General features: G+C 68.5%; 16 protein-coding genes. 4 read left to right on the top strand and 12 right to left on the bottom strand.

From position 1 onward, the window contains the following. Positions 1-13 precede the first annotated feature (13 nt). Positions 14-547 carry a hypothetical protein gene (locus ACWGE0_RS18095; protein ID WP_452262014.1) on the bottom strand — a complete coding sequence of 178 codons (534 nt, stop codon included), beginning with the start codon at positions 545-547 and terminating at the stop codon, positions 14-16. Positions 548-581: 34 nt separating this feature from the next. On the opposite strand from ACWGE0_RS18095, the gene ACWGE0_RS18090 reads away from it, so the two are divergent. Then, on the top strand, positions 582-1,154 hold the full coding sequence (locus ACWGE0_RS18090) for a cytochrome P450 (RefSeq protein WP_452262013.1): 573 nt from the start codon (positions 582-584) through the stop codon (positions 1,152-1,154). Here the strand turns inward: ACWGE0_RS18090 and ACWGE0_RS18085 are convergent. Continuing rightward, positions 1,129-2,028: a LysR family transcriptional regulator gene (locus ACWGE0_RS18085; RefSeq protein ID WP_452262012.1), complete on the bottom strand. Its 900-nt coding sequence runs from the start codon at positions 2,026-2,028 to the stop codon at positions 1,129-1,131. The two genes, ACWGE0_RS18090 and ACWGE0_RS18085, sit on opposite strands and share 26 nt — an antisense overlap. Positions 2,029-2,101: 73 nt before the next feature. Here ACWGE0_RS18085 and ACWGE0_RS18080 point away from each other — a divergent pair, with 73 nt between their 5' ends. Next, positions 2,102-2,995, top strand: coding sequence for an EamA family transporter (locus ACWGE0_RS18080; protein WP_452262011.1), 894 nt, complete (start codon positions 2,102-2,104; stop codon positions 2,993-2,995). On the opposite strand, the gene ACWGE0_RS18075 is transcribed toward ACWGE0_RS18080, so the two are convergent. After that, a complete protein-coding gene (locus tag ACWGE0_RS18075) occupies positions 2,919-4,418 on the bottom strand; it encodes a cobyric acid synthase (RefSeq protein ID WP_452262094.1) in 1,500 nt (499 codons plus the stop codon). The two genes, ACWGE0_RS18080 and ACWGE0_RS18075, sit on opposite strands and share 77 nt — an antisense overlap. Before the next feature lie 28 nt (positions 4,419-4,446). Here ACWGE0_RS18075 and ACWGE0_RS18070 point away from each other — a divergent pair, with 28 nt between their 5' ends. Further along, the gene (locus tag ACWGE0_RS18070; protein WP_452262010.1) at positions 4,447-5,127 is read left to right on the top strand and encodes an alpha/beta fold hydrolase; all 681 of its coding nucleotides are present in this window, start codon (positions 4,447-4,449) and stop codon (positions 5,125-5,127) included. On the opposite strand, the gene map is transcribed toward ACWGE0_RS18070, so the two are convergent. The 7 genes from map to dxr all read right to left on the bottom strand — a co-directional run bounded on the left by map (position 5,114) and on the right by dxr (position 12,484). Then, complete coding sequence (map, locus tag ACWGE0_RS18065) at positions 5,114-5,971, bottom strand: type I methionyl aminopeptidase (protein ID WP_452262009.1); 858 nt, start codon at positions 5,969-5,971, stop codon at positions 5,114-5,116. The genes ACWGE0_RS18070 and map overlap by 14 nt on opposite strands. 10 nt (positions 5,972-5,981) lie before the next feature. Next, positions 5,982-6,113 carry a hypothetical protein gene (locus tag ACWGE0_RS18060; protein ID WP_452262008.1) on the bottom strand — a complete coding sequence of 44 codons (132 nt, stop codon included), beginning with the start codon at positions 6,111-6,113 and terminating at the stop codon, positions 5,982-5,984. Beyond that, positions 6,113-7,903 carry a penicillin-binding transpeptidase domain-containing protein gene (locus tag ACWGE0_RS18055; protein ID WP_452262007.1) on the bottom strand — a complete coding sequence of 597 codons (1,791 nt, stop codon included), beginning with the start codon at positions 7,901-7,903 and terminating at the stop codon, positions 6,113-6,115. Before ACWGE0_RS18055 ends, ACWGE0_RS18060 begins: the two co-directional genes overlap by 1 nt. 18 nt (positions 7,904-7,921) lie before the next feature. Continuing rightward, positions 7,922-8,773 carry a GNAT family N-acetyltransferase gene (locus ACWGE0_RS18050; protein WP_452262006.1) on the bottom strand — a complete coding sequence of 284 codons (852 nt, stop codon included), beginning with the start codon at positions 8,771-8,773 and terminating at the stop codon, positions 7,922-7,924. A 178-nt stretch (positions 8,774-8,951) separates the two neighbouring features. Next, on the bottom strand, positions 8,952-10,082 hold the full coding sequence (gene ispG / locus ACWGE0_RS18045) for a flavodoxin-dependent (E)-4-hydroxy-3-methylbut-2-enyl-diphosphate synthase (protein ID WP_452262093.1): 1,131 nt from the start codon (positions 10,080-10,082) through the stop codon (positions 8,952-8,954). A gap of 52 nt (positions 10,083-10,134) precedes the next feature. Then, positions 10,135-11,346, bottom strand: coding sequence for a M50 family metallopeptidase (locus tag ACWGE0_RS18040; RefSeq protein ID WP_452262005.1), 1,212 nt, complete (start codon positions 11,344-11,346; stop codon positions 10,135-10,137). A gap of 7 nt (positions 11,347-11,353) precedes the next feature. After that, positions 11,354-12,484 carry a 1-deoxy-D-xylulose-5-phosphate reductoisomerase gene (gene dxr, locus ACWGE0_RS18035; protein WP_452262004.1) on the bottom strand — a complete coding sequence of 377 codons (1,131 nt, stop codon included), beginning with the start codon at positions 12,482-12,484 and terminating at the stop codon, positions 11,354-11,356. A 134-nt stretch (positions 12,485-12,618) separates the two neighbouring features. Between dxr and ACWGE0_RS18030 the strand changes: the two genes are divergently transcribed. Next, a complete protein-coding gene (locus tag ACWGE0_RS18030) occupies positions 12,619-12,885 on the top strand; it encodes a GlsB/YeaQ/YmgE family stress response membrane protein (protein WP_166043136.1) in 267 nt (88 codons plus the stop codon). 122 nt (positions 12,886-13,007) lie between these two features. Here the strand turns inward: ACWGE0_RS18030 and ACWGE0_RS18025 are convergent, their stop codons facing one another. Further along, positions 13,008-13,658, bottom strand: a complete 651-nt coding sequence (locus tag ACWGE0_RS18025; protein WP_452262003.1) for a response regulator — start codon at positions 13,656-13,658, stop codon at positions 13,008-13,010. Continuing rightward, on the bottom strand, positions 13,655-15,259 hold the full coding sequence (locus ACWGE0_RS18020; RefSeq protein WP_452262002.1) for a sensor histidine kinase: 1,605 nt from the start codon (positions 15,257-15,259) through the stop codon (positions 13,655-13,657). Before ACWGE0_RS18020 ends, ACWGE0_RS18025 begins: the two co-directional genes overlap by 4 nt. Between the last annotated feature and the right edge of the window lie 187 nt (positions 15,260-15,446).

Genomic DNA, 15,446 nt, shown 5'->3' with positions numbered 1-15,446 from the left:
TAAGCTCGGTGTATCACCGAGCTGGGGGTTCGGCATGACCGCGTTGACGTACTCGCCCGACTTCTTCACCGACCCGCATCCGACCTACGCGCGCATGCGCGAGGAAGCGGCCGTGCACCACGTCGCCGAACCCAACGGACTCGAGCACTTCTTCGTGCTGCGCTATGCCGAAGCCCGTGCCGCGCTCGCCGATCCCAGGCTGGCCAAGGATCCACGGCACGCGTGGGAGGCCCTGCGTGCGGCGGGCATGGTGAGCGGGGAGCCGCAGGACGCGACGTTCGATCTGCACACCACCGATCCGCCCGTGCACACGCGGCTGAGGTCGTTGGTGGCGAAGGCGTTCACCCCAGGCCGGGTGGCGGCGCTGAAGCCGCGCGTGCGGGAGATCGCCGGCGAGCTGCTCGAGGCGACCGGCGACACGTTCGACGTCATAGCCGAGTATGCCTATCCGCTGTCGTTGACGGTGATCGCTGAGGTGCTGGGCGTGCCGGTCGAGGACCGCGCGTCGTTCCGCCTCGTGGACGATCGCCGCGCTGACGCCGGCCACCCGCGCCGAGGGTGGCAAGAAGCTGCACGCACACATGACCGGGCTCGTCGCTTCGCATCGGCCGGGCGACGACCTGCTCAGCGAGCTGATCGCGGCCGGCCTGGACACCGACCAGGTCGTCGCGCTGGCACAGCAGCTGCTCTTCGCGGGCCACGAACCCACCACGAACCTGATCGGGAACGCGGTCATCGCCCTGGTGCGCAACCCGGGAACCGCGGCGCCGGACCTGGACGAGCTCATGCGTTACGACGGGCCGACGGCTCGTGCGTCACCGAGATACGCGACCGAGGACCTGGAGATCGGCGGTGTCGCCGTGCCCGAGGGCAGCGTGGTGATCGTCGGCATCGCCGCGGCGAACCGCGACCCGCGCAGGTTCAGCGAACCCGACGTGCTGGGCCTGTCCAGGGTGGACAATCCGCACCTCTCGTTCGGCCACGGCATCCACCGCTGCGTCGGTGCGGCCCTGGCGCGGATGGAGGGCGAGGTGGCCCTCGACGTGCTGCTGCACCGTTTTCCGGACCTCAGCCTCGCCGCGGAACCGGAGTGGTTGCCGTTCCCGGTGTTTCGCGGGGTGTCCTCGCTCAGCGTTCGGGCGCGACCTGCTTGATCACTTCCAGCGCCGCGGTGATCGCGGGCCGGCGCGAGGCTTGTGTGCGCCACACCGCGTAGAGCCGCCGCGTCGGGGTGGGCCGCAGCGGCACGACCCGCACACCGTCCGGCACCTCTTCCCTGCCCAGCCGCGGGATCAGCGCGACCCCGATCCCCTTGGCCAGCAACGCCATCTGCGTGCGGTACTCGCTGATCCGGTACGCCACCACGGGTTCGATGCCCGCGCCGTGGAACGTCCGCTCCAGCCAGTCGAAGCAGATCGACCCCTCCGTCTGGCAGATCCACCGCTCGCCGGCGAGGTCGGCGGGTTCGAGGAACTCCTTGCGGGACAACGGGTTCGCTTCCGGGACGAGCACCTCGGCGACGTCGTTGCGGATGAAGACGCGCGACAGCGACTCCGGTACCGGTAGTGGCGTGTTGGCCCAGTCGTGCACGATCGCCATGTCCAGCTCGCCGCGCGCGACGGCCTCGGTGGCGTGGGGCGGGTCGATCTCCGTCAGGCGGACGTCGAGCGCGGGGTGCCGGTCGATCAGCTCGGCCAGGACGTCGGGCAGCAGGCCTCGCGCGGCGGTGGCGAACGAGCCGATGCACAGGCGGCCGATCGCGGCGCCGCGTTGTTCCTCGAGCGCTACCTCTGCCTCTTCGACGAGCTTCAGGACCTGACCGGCCGTGTCGGCCAGCAGCAGGGCCGCGTCGGTCAGGCGGACGCCTCGGCCACGGCGTTCCAGCAGCGTGGTGCGGGTTTCGCGTTCGAGTTTGGCGATCTGCTGCGAGACCGCGGACGGCGTGTAGCCGAGCACGTCCGCTGCGGCCCCTACCGTGCCGTGGGTGGCGACGGCGTGCAGGGCTTTGAGCCTTCCCAGGTCGAGCATGTAGCAATGCTAAACCCATAGCCTTAGAAATCGGAACTGGTGCTTAATAGTTAGCGCGCGCAAGCTTGGAGGCATGAGTCCCCGACACGTCCTGCTCGCTGTGCTGGTTGCCGCTATCTGGGGCTTCAACTTCGTCATGCTCAAGATCGGACTCGACGAGTTCCCGCCGATCCTGTTCTCCGCGCTGCGGTTCCTCGCCGCGGCGGTGCCCGCGATCTTCTTCGTCGGACGGCCGTCGGTGGCGTGGAAGTGGGTCATCGCGGTCGGGCTCGTGCTGGGCGTCGCGAAGTTCAGCTTCCTGTTCATCGGACTCAAGGCGGGCATGCCGGCCGGACTGTCGAGCCTGGTGCTGCAGAGCCAGGTGATCTTCACGGCGGTGTTCGCCTCCGTCGTCCTGCGCGAACGGCCGAAGCCGGTGCAGATCACCGGCATCGCGCTGGCGATCGCGGGCATCGGGGTGATCGCGTGGGACTACGGGCAGAGTTCGCCGCTGCTCGGGTTCCTGCTGCTGGTCGCGGCGGGTGCGTGCTGGGGCGTGTCCAACGTGATCATGCGGTACGCGAGGCCCGCCGACATGGTGCGGTTCATGGTGTGGGTGAGCGCGGTCGCGGTGCTGCCGTTGTTCGCGCTGTCGCTGCTCACCGAGGACGTGTCAGCGTTGGGACGGCTGAACTGGGCCGGGGTGGGCGCGATCGGGTACGTCGCGTGGATCTCGACGCTGCTCGGGTTCGGCATCTGGGGATTTCTGCTGCGCCAGTACGAGTCATCGGTCGTGGCGCCGTTCTCATTGCTGGTGCCGGTGTTCGGGATGTTCTCGGCGTGGGCGTTCCTCGGCGAGGACCTGAGCGGGCTGCAGGCGGCGGCCGGCGGCCTGGTGCTGGCGGGGCTCGCTATCCCGCAGCTGGTGGGGCGCCGGGCGGCACGAACGGCAGTCCAGCCGGAGCTCCTCGTTCCAGCAGGTCGATGACGGCCTTGGTGTCGAGGTTCTCCGCGACCAGGTCGCCCAGCAGGTCCAGCTGGGCCTCGCGGGCGGCCTGGAAGCTCACCTCGCCCGGCTCGAAGTCGCGGCCGGAGCGGTCGGCGGCCCAGCGCAGGAACTTGCGGCGGAACGCGTCGTTCTCCAGCAGACCGTGCCAGTGCGTGCCCAGCACGCGCTCGGTCTCCGCGCCTTCGTCGGCGATCAACGGCCGTTCGGTGCTGCGCACGACCTGACCGTGGTGGATCTCGTAGCCGGTCACCGGTTCGTCCCACGCCGTGGCCGATGGCGTGGCCAGGGTCTTCCGCGGCTGGAAGCGGATGTCGACGTCGAGCAGGCCAAGTCCTTCGGTAATCCCGTCCTTGGACTCCACGTCGTCCTCGATGCGTTGCGACAACATCTGGAAACCGCCGCAGATGCCGAGGATCGGGCCGTCGAACCGTTGAATCGCTTGGGCCAGACCGGTTTCACGCAACCACGCGAGGTCTGACACGGTCGCTTTGGAACCGGGCAGCACGACCAGATCCGCGTCCGCCAGCCGTGACGGCTCGGTCACGAACCGCACGGAAACGCCCGGCTCGCACGCCAACGCCTCGACGTCGGTGGCGTTGGAGATGCGCGGCAACCGGATCACGGCGACCCGCAGCCAGTCGCGGACCGGCGCCACCGGACGGCCGATCACGCCGTCCGCGTTGTAGGACAACGAATCCTCGGCGTCGAGCCACAGCTCCTCGCGCCACGGCAGCACGCCGAGCACCGGCCGTCCGGTGAGCGCCTTGAGCTGATGCAGACCCGGTTCGAGCAGTCGCTGGTCGCCGCGGAACTTGTTGATGACGAACCCCGAGACCAGCGCCTGATCAGCCGCGTCCAGCACCGCCACCGTGCCGAAGAGGTGCGCGAACACACCACCGCGGTCGATGTCGCCGATCACCAGCACCGGCAGACCGGCGCGCGTGGCCAGGCCCATGTTCGCGATGTCGTTGGGGCGCAGGTTGATTTCGGCCGGCGAACCCGCGCCCTCGCAGATGACGACCTCGTGGTCGCGCCGCAAACCATCCAAAGTGGACAGCACCGTGTCGAGCAGCTGCTGCTTGCGTTCGCGGTAGCTCAACGCGGAGACCTCGCCGACCGCCTTGCCCAGCACGACGACCTGCGAGGTGCGGTCGCTACCGGGCTTCAACAGCACCGGGTTGAACCGCACACTCGGCTCCTTGAACGCCGCTCGCGCCTGCACGGCCTGAGCGCGCCCGATCTCACCGCCGTCGAGTGTGACGAACGAGTTGTTCGACATGTTCTGCGCCTTGAACGGCACGACGTCAACGCCCTGGCGTGCCAGAAAGCGGCACAGACCGGCGACCAGGACGCTCTTACCAGCGTCCGAGGTCGTCCCACAGATCAACATCGCGCCCCGCATGGACGCCAATGCTGCCATCATCACGGGCATGCTCACCGTCGTGCTCATGCACAGCCCGTTTCTCGGCCCTTCGAGCATGCGCCCGCTCGCCGACGAACTGGCCTCCGACGGGGTAGCGGTTCTGCTGGTAGACCTGCAGATGACCATCAACGAGGCACCTGTGCACCAGCGGCTGATGGGTGCTTTCGCGGACGCCCTGGAAGACGCAGGCGTCGGTGGGCAGATCGTCCTGGTCGGTCACAGCGGCGCGGGTCCGTTGCTGCCGGGCTTCGCCGACGCGCTGGAACTGGACGTCGCCGGCCTGGTGTTCCTCGACTCCGACCTGCCGACGCCGGGCAAGGCGTGGCGCGAGACCGTCGATCCCGCCCTGGTCAGCCAGGTCAAGGCGTCGGTGCGGGACGGCAAGCTGCCGCGCTGGGACCGCTGGTTCGACACGGACCCGCTGAAGCTCGTGCCCGCCGAACTGCGCGAGGAGATGCGCGACGAGGCGCCCGAGGTGCCGTGGGAGTTCCTGAAGGAGCAGCGGCCGGTCGTGGAGTGGGCCGGGCCGTGCGGGTACGTGCTGCTGTCGTCGTTCTACGAGGCCGCGGCGAACAAGGCCGACGAGCTGGGGTGGCCGGTTGAGCGTCTGGAGTCACACCACCTGGCGGCCGCGACGTCGCCCTCGGCGGTCGCGGCCGCGCTGAAAGCCGTCCTCAACAGACTGTGAGGATCTCCGAGCCCGTGTCGGTGACGACGAGAGTGTGTTCGAACTGCGCGGTCCAGCTCTTGTCCTGGGTGGTGACGGTCCAGCCGTCGTCCCACATGTCGTGCTCGTAGCCGCCGAGCGTGATCATCGGCTCGATCGTGAACGTCATGCCGGGTTCGAGCACGGTCTTCACCGACGGCTCGTCGTAGTGCAGCACCACGAGACCGCTGTGGAACGCGCGGCCGATGCCGTGGCCGGTGAAGTCGCGGACGACGCCGTAGCCGAACCGGTTCGCGTACGCCTCGATGACGCGGCCGATGACGTTGATCTCGCGGCCGGGCTTCACGGCCTTGATGGCGCGCATGGTCGCCTCGTGCGTGCGCTCGACCAGCAGCCTGTTCTCCTCGGAGACGTTGCCCGCGAGGAAGGTGGCGTTCGTGTCGCCGTGCACGCCGCCGATGAACGCCGTGACGTCGATGTTCACGATGTCGCCGTCCTCGACGACCGTGGAGTCCGGGATGCCGTGGCAGATGACCTCGTTCAGCGAGGTGCAGCACGACTTCGGGAAGCCGCGGTAGCCCAGCGTCGACGGGTACGCGCCGTTGTCGCACAGGAACTCGTGCGCCACCGCGTCGATCTCGTCCGTCGTGACGCCGGGCACGACGACCTTGCCGGCCTCCTGCAGCGCCTGGGCGGCGAGCCTGCCCGCGATCCGCATGGCCTCGATGATCTCCGGCGTCTGCACCCACGGGTCGTTGCCGCGCTGGGGCGCGGGCTTGTCCACGTACTCGGGACGGACGATGCGCGAGGGCACCTGACGACGCGGAGACTGCACACCGGGTTGCAGCACGGAACGAACGGCCATGCGCTCCAGATTAGCCGTCCGTGCGGGGGCGGCTCTGAACCTGGTCCTCGGCGCGGGGCTCCGGCAGCCGTGGCGCTGGAAGCAGGACGCCCGCCCGGATCAGGCGTTCCCGCATCGTCAGGTCTGTGGTCTTGGTCGTCATCACGGCACCGCCTTCAAGAACTTCGCCGCCACGTCCACGGCTGGAGTCGAACTATCCGCGCTGAGCACCAAGGTCGCGAACGCGAGATCGCCCCGGTAGCCCATGAACCACCCGTGTGAGTGCACGCCGTCACCGAACTGTGCGGTACCAGTCTTGCCGCGGACATCGCCGTACGGCTTGAGTTGCGGTGCAGTGCCGTAGTCGACGACCTCGCGCATCATCTGCCGCACCGGGTCGAGCACGGCCGGCGTGGGCGCGGTGGGCTGTTTGTCGGCTTTGGTCTCCTTGCCGCGCACCAGTTGCGGCACCGGCATGGAGCCCTTCGCGATGGACGCGCTCACCAGGGCCATGCCGAACGGCGACGCGAGCACCTTGCCCTGGCCGAACGCGTCCTCAGCCCGTTCCACGACGTCGGTCGCGGGCGGCACGGACCCGGTGATCGTGGTCAGGCCCGCGATGTCGAAGTCGGCCCCGAGCCCGAGCGACAGCGCGGCGCTCGGCAGCAGGTCGGCCGGCATGTCGACGGCGAGCTGCGCGAACGTGGTGTTGCAGGAGAACGCGAACGCGCTGCGGAGAGGAATCGTGCCCTTGTCGAACTCGCTGGAGTTCGGCACGATCCGCCGCCCGTCGATGGTGGTCTTGCCGGGGCACGGCAGCGGGGTGTCGGCGGTGACCTTGCCGGACTGGAGCGCGGCGAGCGCGGACACGGCCTTCATCGTCGAACCCGGCGGGAAGCGGCCGGTCAGCGAGAGGGCGCCCTGGGCGTCGGCCGGGTCGTTCTGCGCGACGGCCAGGATGTCGCCGGTCGACGGCTGGATGGCCACCAGCATCGTGGGCTGCGTGATCGGTTCGACGGCGTCTTCGGCGGCGGTCTGGATCGCGCGGGACAACGCGATGTTCACGGCCTTGGCGGGCTCGGGGGCCTTCGAGGTCAGCTCGTCGATCTCGGCGCCCTGCGCGTCGACCGTGGACACGCGGAAGCCCTCGTGACCTGCGATGTCGTTCTCGATCAGCTTGCGCACGGCCGGCAGCACCTGCGAGCCGAAGGTGCGGCTCGGCGCCAGCAGCGACGTCTGCGAGCTGAACCGCACGCCAGGCAGTTCGTAGATCTTCGGCTTCACCGCCTGGTAGTCCGGGTCCCGCAGCGCCGCGACCTGGTAGGCCTGGCCTTCCGGGGTCTTGCCGACGCCCTCGGTGATCGTCTGCACGGTGATGGCCTTGTCCAGCGGGTTCAGCGCGTCCGCGAGGGCCTTGGAGACGGCGGCGACGTCACCGGCCTCCTTCGCGACGAGCAGCACCGAGACGACGCGTTCAGGGGCCAGCAACGGCGTGCCGTCGCGGTCGAGGACGGGTGCCGGGTCCGGCTTGAGCTCGGTGACCTTGATGGACTGCTGCGGCGCGAGCTTGGGATGCGCCACCGACGACGCCCAGTGCACCTTCCACGTGTCGCCTTCCTGGCGCACGTCGAACCTGGTCGGGTACGTCCAGTGGCGGTTCTTGCCGAGGTCCCAGTCGAGGCTCACGCTCGCCTCGGAGGCCGTGTCACCGTTCTTGCGGATCTGGTCGACCTTGCTGGAGAGCCCCTCGGGCTTCAACGCGCCCCGGAACTTCTCCAGGGTCTCCTTGGCCTCGTTCGGGTTGTCGGTCATCCCGGCAGCACCCTGCACGTCACCGGACGCGAGCTTCGCCAGGAATTCGTTGGTGATCTCCGGCGCTCCTGGTTCGGACTTGAACAGGCCGCAGCCGCTCACCGTCACCAGCACCACCGTGATCGTCGCGAGAAGGCGCACTCGCGCGAGTATGCCGGTTCAGAAGAGGACAGTCGCGTACTGGCCGACCTGTTCGAAGCCGATTTTGCGGTAGGCGGCCTGGGCCACGTGGTTGTAGCCGTTGACGTAGAGGCTGGCTGTGCGGTTGAGAACCCTGGTCAGGCGGTCTGCCACGGCGGCTGTTCCGGCGGTGCCGATGCCCGCGCCCCGGCGGTCCGGTCGTACCCAGACGCCCTGGATCTGGCCCACTCGGGAGGACATGGCGCCGATTTCAGCTTTGAAGACCACTTCGCCGTGTTCGAACCGGGCGAAGGCTCGGCCTGCCGCGATCAGTTCGCTGACCCTGGCTCGGTAGCCGGCGCCGCCGTCTTCTGCGCAGGGGTCGATGCCGACCTCCTCGATGAACATCGAGATGGCGGCGGGGAGGTAGCGGTTCAGTTCGCTGGGGCGGACCTGTCTGACCAGCGGGTCCGGGGTGATTTTCGGAGGGCTCGAGATGGCCATCAGTGGTTGGTCGCCGCGGACTTCCCTCGCGGGGCCCCAGTCTGGTTGTAGTTCGTCCCAGAGGGTTAAGACTTGTTCGGCTGGGCCTACGAGGCTGGAGCACACTCGGCCGCGGCGGCGGGCTCGGTCGGCGAACATGCGCATGGCCGTGGCGCTGCCCTTTAGAGGGATCAGGTTGGGGCCTGAGAAGCAGAGGCCGTCCACTCGGCCTCGGAGTGGTCTGGAGTCTGAGCCCCACATTTCGCCGCCCAGGCGCCACGGGTCCAGGCCGGCTACTTCCACTCTTGCGGCGACCATGCACGCGGCTACGGGGTCGTGTTCGAACGCCCCGCGTACGTCGATCAGGTCGCGCTCGTCGAGAACGCGCGCTCCGGCCAGCCTCAGCACGTCACCTAGCGTGCCAGATTGAGTGGGGGTGTGGCATCAGCCAGTTGTGGGGCGCGGGGGTGACGGTCCGCACCTGGGGGTTTGGGGGCGCTGACGGGACCCTGCCCGGAGCGCATTGGAAAGCAAAAGCATCGGGGGCGTTCCCGGCCAGGAACGCCCCCGATGTGTGTGGCTGCTGTCAGCCGACGCTGACTACCGGTTCGCCGCCTTCGATCGGTTCCATCTCCTCGGCGAGGCGCATGGCCTCCTCGATGAGGGTTTCCACGATCGCGTGTTCCGGCACGGTCTTGATGACCTTGCCCTTGACGAAGATCTGGCCCTTGCCGTTGCCGCTCGCGACGCCCAGGTCGGCCTCGCGGGCCTCGCCGGGGCCGTTCACGACGCAGCCCATGACGGCTACGCGGAGGGGGACCTCCATGCCCTCGAGACCGGCGGTGACCTGCTCGGCGAGGGTGTAGACGTCTACCTGGGCGCGGCCGCAGGACGGGCAGGACACGATCTCCAGCTTGCGCGGGCGCAGGTTGAGCGACTGGAGGATCTGGTGGCCGACCTTGATCTCCTCGACCGGCGGGGCGGACAGCGACACCCGGATGGTGTCGCCGATGCCCTGGCGGAGGAGGGCGCCGAAGGCCACTGCGGACTTGATGGTGCCCTGGAAGGCCGGACCGGCCTCCGTGACGCCCAGGTGGAGCGGGTAGTCGCACTGCTCGGCGAGCAGTTCGTAGGCGCGGACCATCACGACCGGGTCGTTGTGCTTCACCGAGATCTTGATGTCGTGGAAGTCGTGCTCGGCGAAGAGCGAGGCTTCCCACATGGCCGACTCGGCGAGGGCCTCCGGGGTGGCCTTGCCGTACTTCTTGAGCAGGCGCGGGTCCAGTGAACCGGCGTTGACGCCGATTCGGATCGGGGTGCCGTGGTCCTTGGCGGCGGCCGCGATCTCCTTGACCTGGTCGTCGAACTTGCGGATGTTGCCCGGGTTGACGCGGACCGCGGCACAACCAGCCTCGATGGCGGCGAAGACGTACTTCGGCTGGAAGTGGATGTCTGCGATCACCGGGATCTGGGACTTCTTGGCGATCGCGGGTAGGGCGTCGGCGTCGTCCTGCGACGGGCAGGCGACGCGCACGATGTCGCAGCCTGACGCCGTCAGCTCTGCGATCTGCTGCAGAGTCGCGTTGACGTCGGACGTCAACGTGGTCGTCATCGACTGGACTGAGACGGGGAACTCGCTGCCGACACCGACGTTGCCGACCATCAGCTGCCTGGTCTTGCGACGTTCCGACAGCACCGGCGGCGGCAGTGCCGGCATTCCGAGCATCACGCCGTCACTCATGGGTTGTGCACCTTTCCGTAATTCACTGCTACTGCAACCTGATGGGGTTGACGATGTCGGCGGTCACGGTCAGCAGCGTGATGGCGCCGCCGATGAAGATGACCACGTAGGTGAGCGGCAGCAGGCGCATGTAGTTGACCGGGGCGCCGGCGGGTTTCCCGCGCAGCTTCCGAATCCAGTCTCGCACCCGTTCGTAGAGGTTGACGGCGATGTGACCACCGTCAAGCGGGAGTAGCGGCAGGAGGTTGAACACACCTACGAAGAAGTTCAGGCCCGCCAGCATCAGGATGAAGAACGCCCAGAGGCCTCGTTCCGCCGCGTCACCGCCGAGGCGGGAGGCGCCCACGACGGAGATCGGGGTGTCGAGGTCTCGTTCGCCGCCGCCGATGGCCTTGACCACGGCCGGGATGCGCTCCGGGAAGCGCATGAGGCCCTTCCAGGTGTTCACGAACATGTCGCCGGTGAACGCGATGGAGGCCGGGACGGCCGCCAGCGGGCTGTACTCGAAGTTCTGCTGCCAGGTGACGCCGATGGCGCCGACCTTCTTGACCTCGCGGCCGCCCTTGCCGTCGGTGACCTCGCGGGTGACCTGCGGCACGTTCACGGTGAGGGCGACTTCCTTGCCGTCGCGCAGCACCTTGAACTCGGTCGGGCCGTTCAGGTCGCGGGTGATCCGCAGCATGTCCGACCAGGTCGCGATGGGCTTGCCCGCGATGGAGGTGACCTCGTCGCCCGCCCGCAGGCCCGCGTCCTTGGCCGGGGCCGGGGCGCCGGGCTGGCACGGCGCGGTGAGGCCGACGGTGTGGTCCTGGACGCACGGCGTGATCTCGGCGAGGACCGGGAGGTCCTTGTTGTTCGGCAGGCCGAGCGACATGGCGAGGACGAGCAGGATGATGAAGCCGAGGATGAAGTGCGTGATCGAGCCGGCGGAGAGCACGACGACGCGCTTCCACACCTTCTGGTTGTAGAAGGCGCGCTTGCGGTCGTCCGGGTGCACCTCCTCCAGCGCCGTCATGCCGGTGATCTCGCAGAAGCCGCCGGCCGGGATCGCCTTCAGGCCGTACTCCGTCTCGCCCTTGCGGAACGAGAAGAGCTTCGGGCCGAAGCCGATGAAGTAGCGGGTGACCTTCATGCCGTAGAACTTCGCGGTCAGCAGGTGCCCGAACTCGTGCAGCGCGATGGACACCGCGATGCCGAACGCGAACAGCAGCACCCCGAGGATGTTGATGAATGTGTTCACGAGAAGTTCAGTTCCTTCCAACCAGCTCGCGGGCACGTGCGCGTGCCCAGTCCTCGGCGGCGAGCACTTCCGCGACGTCCGCGGGGTCACTCTGCCAGTCACTCGCCTCGCCCAGAACCTGGCCGATGGTGTCCACGATCGACAGGAACGACGTGGAGCCGGCGACGAAGGAGGCGAGTGCCTCCTCGTTCGCGGCGTTGTAGATCGCGGGGAGACAGCCACCGGCCGTGCCCGCCTGTCGCGCTAGCTCGACGGCCGGGAACGTGACGCTGTCCACCGGTTCGAACGTCCACGAGGTGGCGGTGTCAAAGGTACAGGCGGCCGCGGCACCGGCTACGCGCTCGGGCCATGCGAGGCCGAGGGAGATCGGCAGCCGCATGTCCGGCGGCGAGGCCTGGGCCAGCGTGGAGCCGTCGGTGAAGGTCACCATCGAGTGAATGATGGACTGCGGGTGCACCACCACGTCGACGCGGTCGTACGGCACGCCGAACAGCAGGTGCGCCTCGATCAGCTCGAGGCCCTTGTTCACCAGGTTCGCCGAGTTGATGGTGACGACCTGGCCCATCGACCACGTCGGGTGCGCCATGGCCTGCTGAACGGTGATGGCCTCGAGTTCGGCGCGGGTCTTGCCGCGGAACGGCCCGCCGGACGCCGTGAGCACCAGTTTGTGCACCTCGTGGGCCGTGCCGCCGCGGAGACACTGCGCGAGCGCGGAGTGCTCCGAGTCGACCGGCACGATCTGGTCCGGCTTGGCCGCCTTCAGCACGAGCGACCCGCCCGCGATGAGCGACTCCTTGTTGGCGAGCGCGAGCGTGGCGCCGGTCTCCAGGGCCTTGAGCGACGGCTCGAGGCCGCGCGAGCCGTCCATCCCGTTGAGGACCACGTCCGCGGGGCAGGCTTCGATCAGGTCGACCATGCTGGTCAACGTCTTGACGCCGGGAACCTCGGCACCGTTCGCGACGGCGACGACGGGCACGTCGAACTCGGCTGCCTGCTGCTTGAGCAGGTCCAGCTGACGCCCGCCCGCGCCGAGCCCGACGACCTGGAAGCGGTCGCGGTTGCGCCGGATGACGTCGAGCGCCTGGGTGCCGACTGAGCCGGTCGATCCCAGGATCAGGACAGTGCGTGGAGTACTCATCGCCCCTCATTGTTCCGGAGAGTGCCTGAGAGCCCGGCACAGCCCGTTACTTTGATAACGGAGTGGTTTTGGAGGCGTGAAGTCGCCAGATCGGGGGCATTCCTTCCTCGACAGTCGATGGAAGGAGACTCTCCGTGGGCATCCTCGGATGGATCGTGCTCGGATTGCTTGCAGGCGCCATCGCCAAGGCCATCATGCCTGGCAACGACCCCGGCGGCTTCATCATCACGATGCTGCTCGGCATCGTCGGTGCGATTCTGGGTGGTTTCATCGGATCGGCGCTCTTCGCGACCGATCTCGGATCGTTCTTCGATCTGCGGACGTGGCTGCTCGCCATCGTCGGCTCGCTGATCTTGCTGGGCATCTACCGCCTGGTGACGGGCAGGCGAAGCCACGCTTAGCCGCTAGAGACATTTGGGGCCGTTCGGGTGACACCCGAACGGCCCTGTGTTTTCTGCCGCTGCTCCGCAGACGGCGGCGAGTTCGTCGAGAAGCCGGTCGGCACGAACTCGCGATGACGCTCCTAGTTGGCGAGACCCGCGTCCCTTGCGAGGAGCGCCGCCTGGACGCGGTTGGTCAGGCCCAGCTTGGCGAGCAGGCGCGACACGTACGTCTTCACCGTCGCCTCGGACATGTGCAGCTTCGCGCCGACGTCCGCGTTCGACATGCCCTGCCCGAGCAGCGCGAGCACCTCGACCTCGCGCTCGGTCAGCCCCTCGACGGCCTTCTGCGCCTCCTGCCGCTTCGGCTGGCCGGACGTCGCGACCATGCCGACCACGCGTGAGGTGACCATCGGCGACAGGTAGGCCTCGCCGTTGTTCACCGCCCGTACGGCCCGCAGCAGTTCCTCGGGCGCGGAGTCCTTCAGCAGGAACCCGGCGGCGCCGTCGGACAGGGCGCGGACGATGTTCTCGTCCTCGCCGAACGTCGTCAGCATCACGACCCGCACGGACGGTGCGACGGTCTGCAGTTCCTTCGCGCAGGCCAGGCCGTCCATCCGCGGCATGCGGATGTCCAGCACCGCCACGTCGACGCGGCGCTCGCGCACGATCTGCAACGCCTCTCGGCCGTCGCCCGCCTCCGCCACCAGCTCGATGTCGTCAGCGGTGCCGAGAATGGCCTTGATGCCGGCGCGCATCAGCGGCTCGTCGTCGGCGATGAGCACCCGGATCATGGATTGTTCCTCTGCACGTGGATCTTCTTCTCGACCAGCTTGCCGTCCCGGAAGCAGAAACGCACCACTCGGGTGCCTTTCGCGAGATACGACTGCTCATCCGTTACGTGGTAGACGCACCGGGCGCCCGGTGGCTCCGGTGAGGCCTGGGACTTGCGTTCACCGTCCGCGACCAGGGGTTCGTCGCCGGCCGGCAGCAACTTCAGCACGTCGGCCTCCGACTGGCCCACCTGGATCCGGTCGAGGTTCTCCTGCGACACGACCTCGGTCACCGGCTGCGCGCCGAGGTAGGTGAAGCCGCCGATGATGAGCGTCAGCACGATGGACGCGCCCGCGATCGACCCGACGCCCGCCCACTTGCGGATCCCCCGCGGCGACTCGGTCTCGTCCTGCTCGTCCTCCGGCTCGTCCGGCAGCGAGGTCTCCTCGTACGGCAGCACGGCCGCGATCCGGAAGCCGCCGGACGGCAGAGCGCCGACGTGCAGGATTCCGCCCGCCACGCGCACGCGTTCGGTGAGCCCGATCAGGCCGACGCCCGGATCGCGCACCTGCGAGCCGTTGCGCGACGGGTTGTTCCGCACCTCCACGACCAGCGCGTCGGGCTCGTACTTCACCGTCACCTGCACGGCGGCGCCCGGCGCGTGCTTGGCGGCGTTGGTCAGGCCCTCCTGCGCCACGCGATAGGCCGCGTGTGACACCTTCGACGGCAACGGGTGCGCCTGGCCGCCACGGACCAGGCTGACCAGCACCCCGGCCTTGCGCGCGTCGCTCACCAGCGAGTCGATGGACTCCGCGGTCCTGGTCGCGGGGTCGTCGTCGGGGCCGTCCTCCGCGCGCAGCACGCCGATGATGGCCCGCAGCTCCCCCATGCCGGTCAACGCAGCCGAGCGCAGCACCCCGATCGCCTCGCGCTGCTTGTCCCCCAGCGACGGGTCCATCGCCAGCGCGCCGGCGTGCACGGAGATCAGCGACAGCCGGTGGCCGAGGCTGTCGTGCATGTCCTGGGCGATGCGGCTGCGTTCGCGCAGGCGCACCTGCCGGGAGATCATCTTGTTCTCGCCGCGCATCCGCTCCTCGCGGTCCTGCATGGCCTGCACCAGCGCCTCGCGTTGCGCCAGGTACCGCCCGACGAGGAACGGCAGCGCCACGCCCACGCCGAAGATCGTGATCAGGATGAGCATCCCGTAGACGGGTTCGATGTCGAGCGGACGTGCGTCCCAGTCCCACACCAGCACCACGACGACGAACGTGATCGTGGTCGACACGACCGCCTTGACCCACGACTCGATCCGGCGGCCGGCCGTGTAGCTCAGCACGACCATCAGCGCGGGCCCGAGGAACGGGATCGCCGCGCCACCGATCATGACCGTCGCCGGCAGCAGGTGCCGCAACGGGAGCAGCACCACGTAGACGGCGAAGTAGGCGGCGAGCAGCCAGCCCGACACCTTCTCCTCCGCCCACGGCCCCGGCCAGAGGTCCAGCAGGATCACGGCGACCATGACGATCACGTCGCCGACGAGCCGCACCGGGGTCAGCGCCCGAAGCCGGGCCAGGGTGTCGGCGCGGAACGCCTCGGCCCTGGTCCGCACAGCAGTAATCACGCTCTAAAGCTACGAGACGTCCCATGTTCGCGCGGCACGCTGGAGTATCGAATTGGCGCGACGAAAGTTGACTCCGCAAGGCTGATCCAGGTCACGTGGAAGCGCTTCGACGACATTCGAAGGACGCATCCGGCGCGGGCCGGCACCGGCAGACTCCGTCCCCCGCACATCCGATCTCAGGGGGATA

It is taken from the genome of Lentzea sp. NPDC054927 (assembly GCF_053610285.1).
Note: the sequence above shows the minus strand (reverse complement) of the source record. Positions and strands in the feature narration are given on the sequence as shown.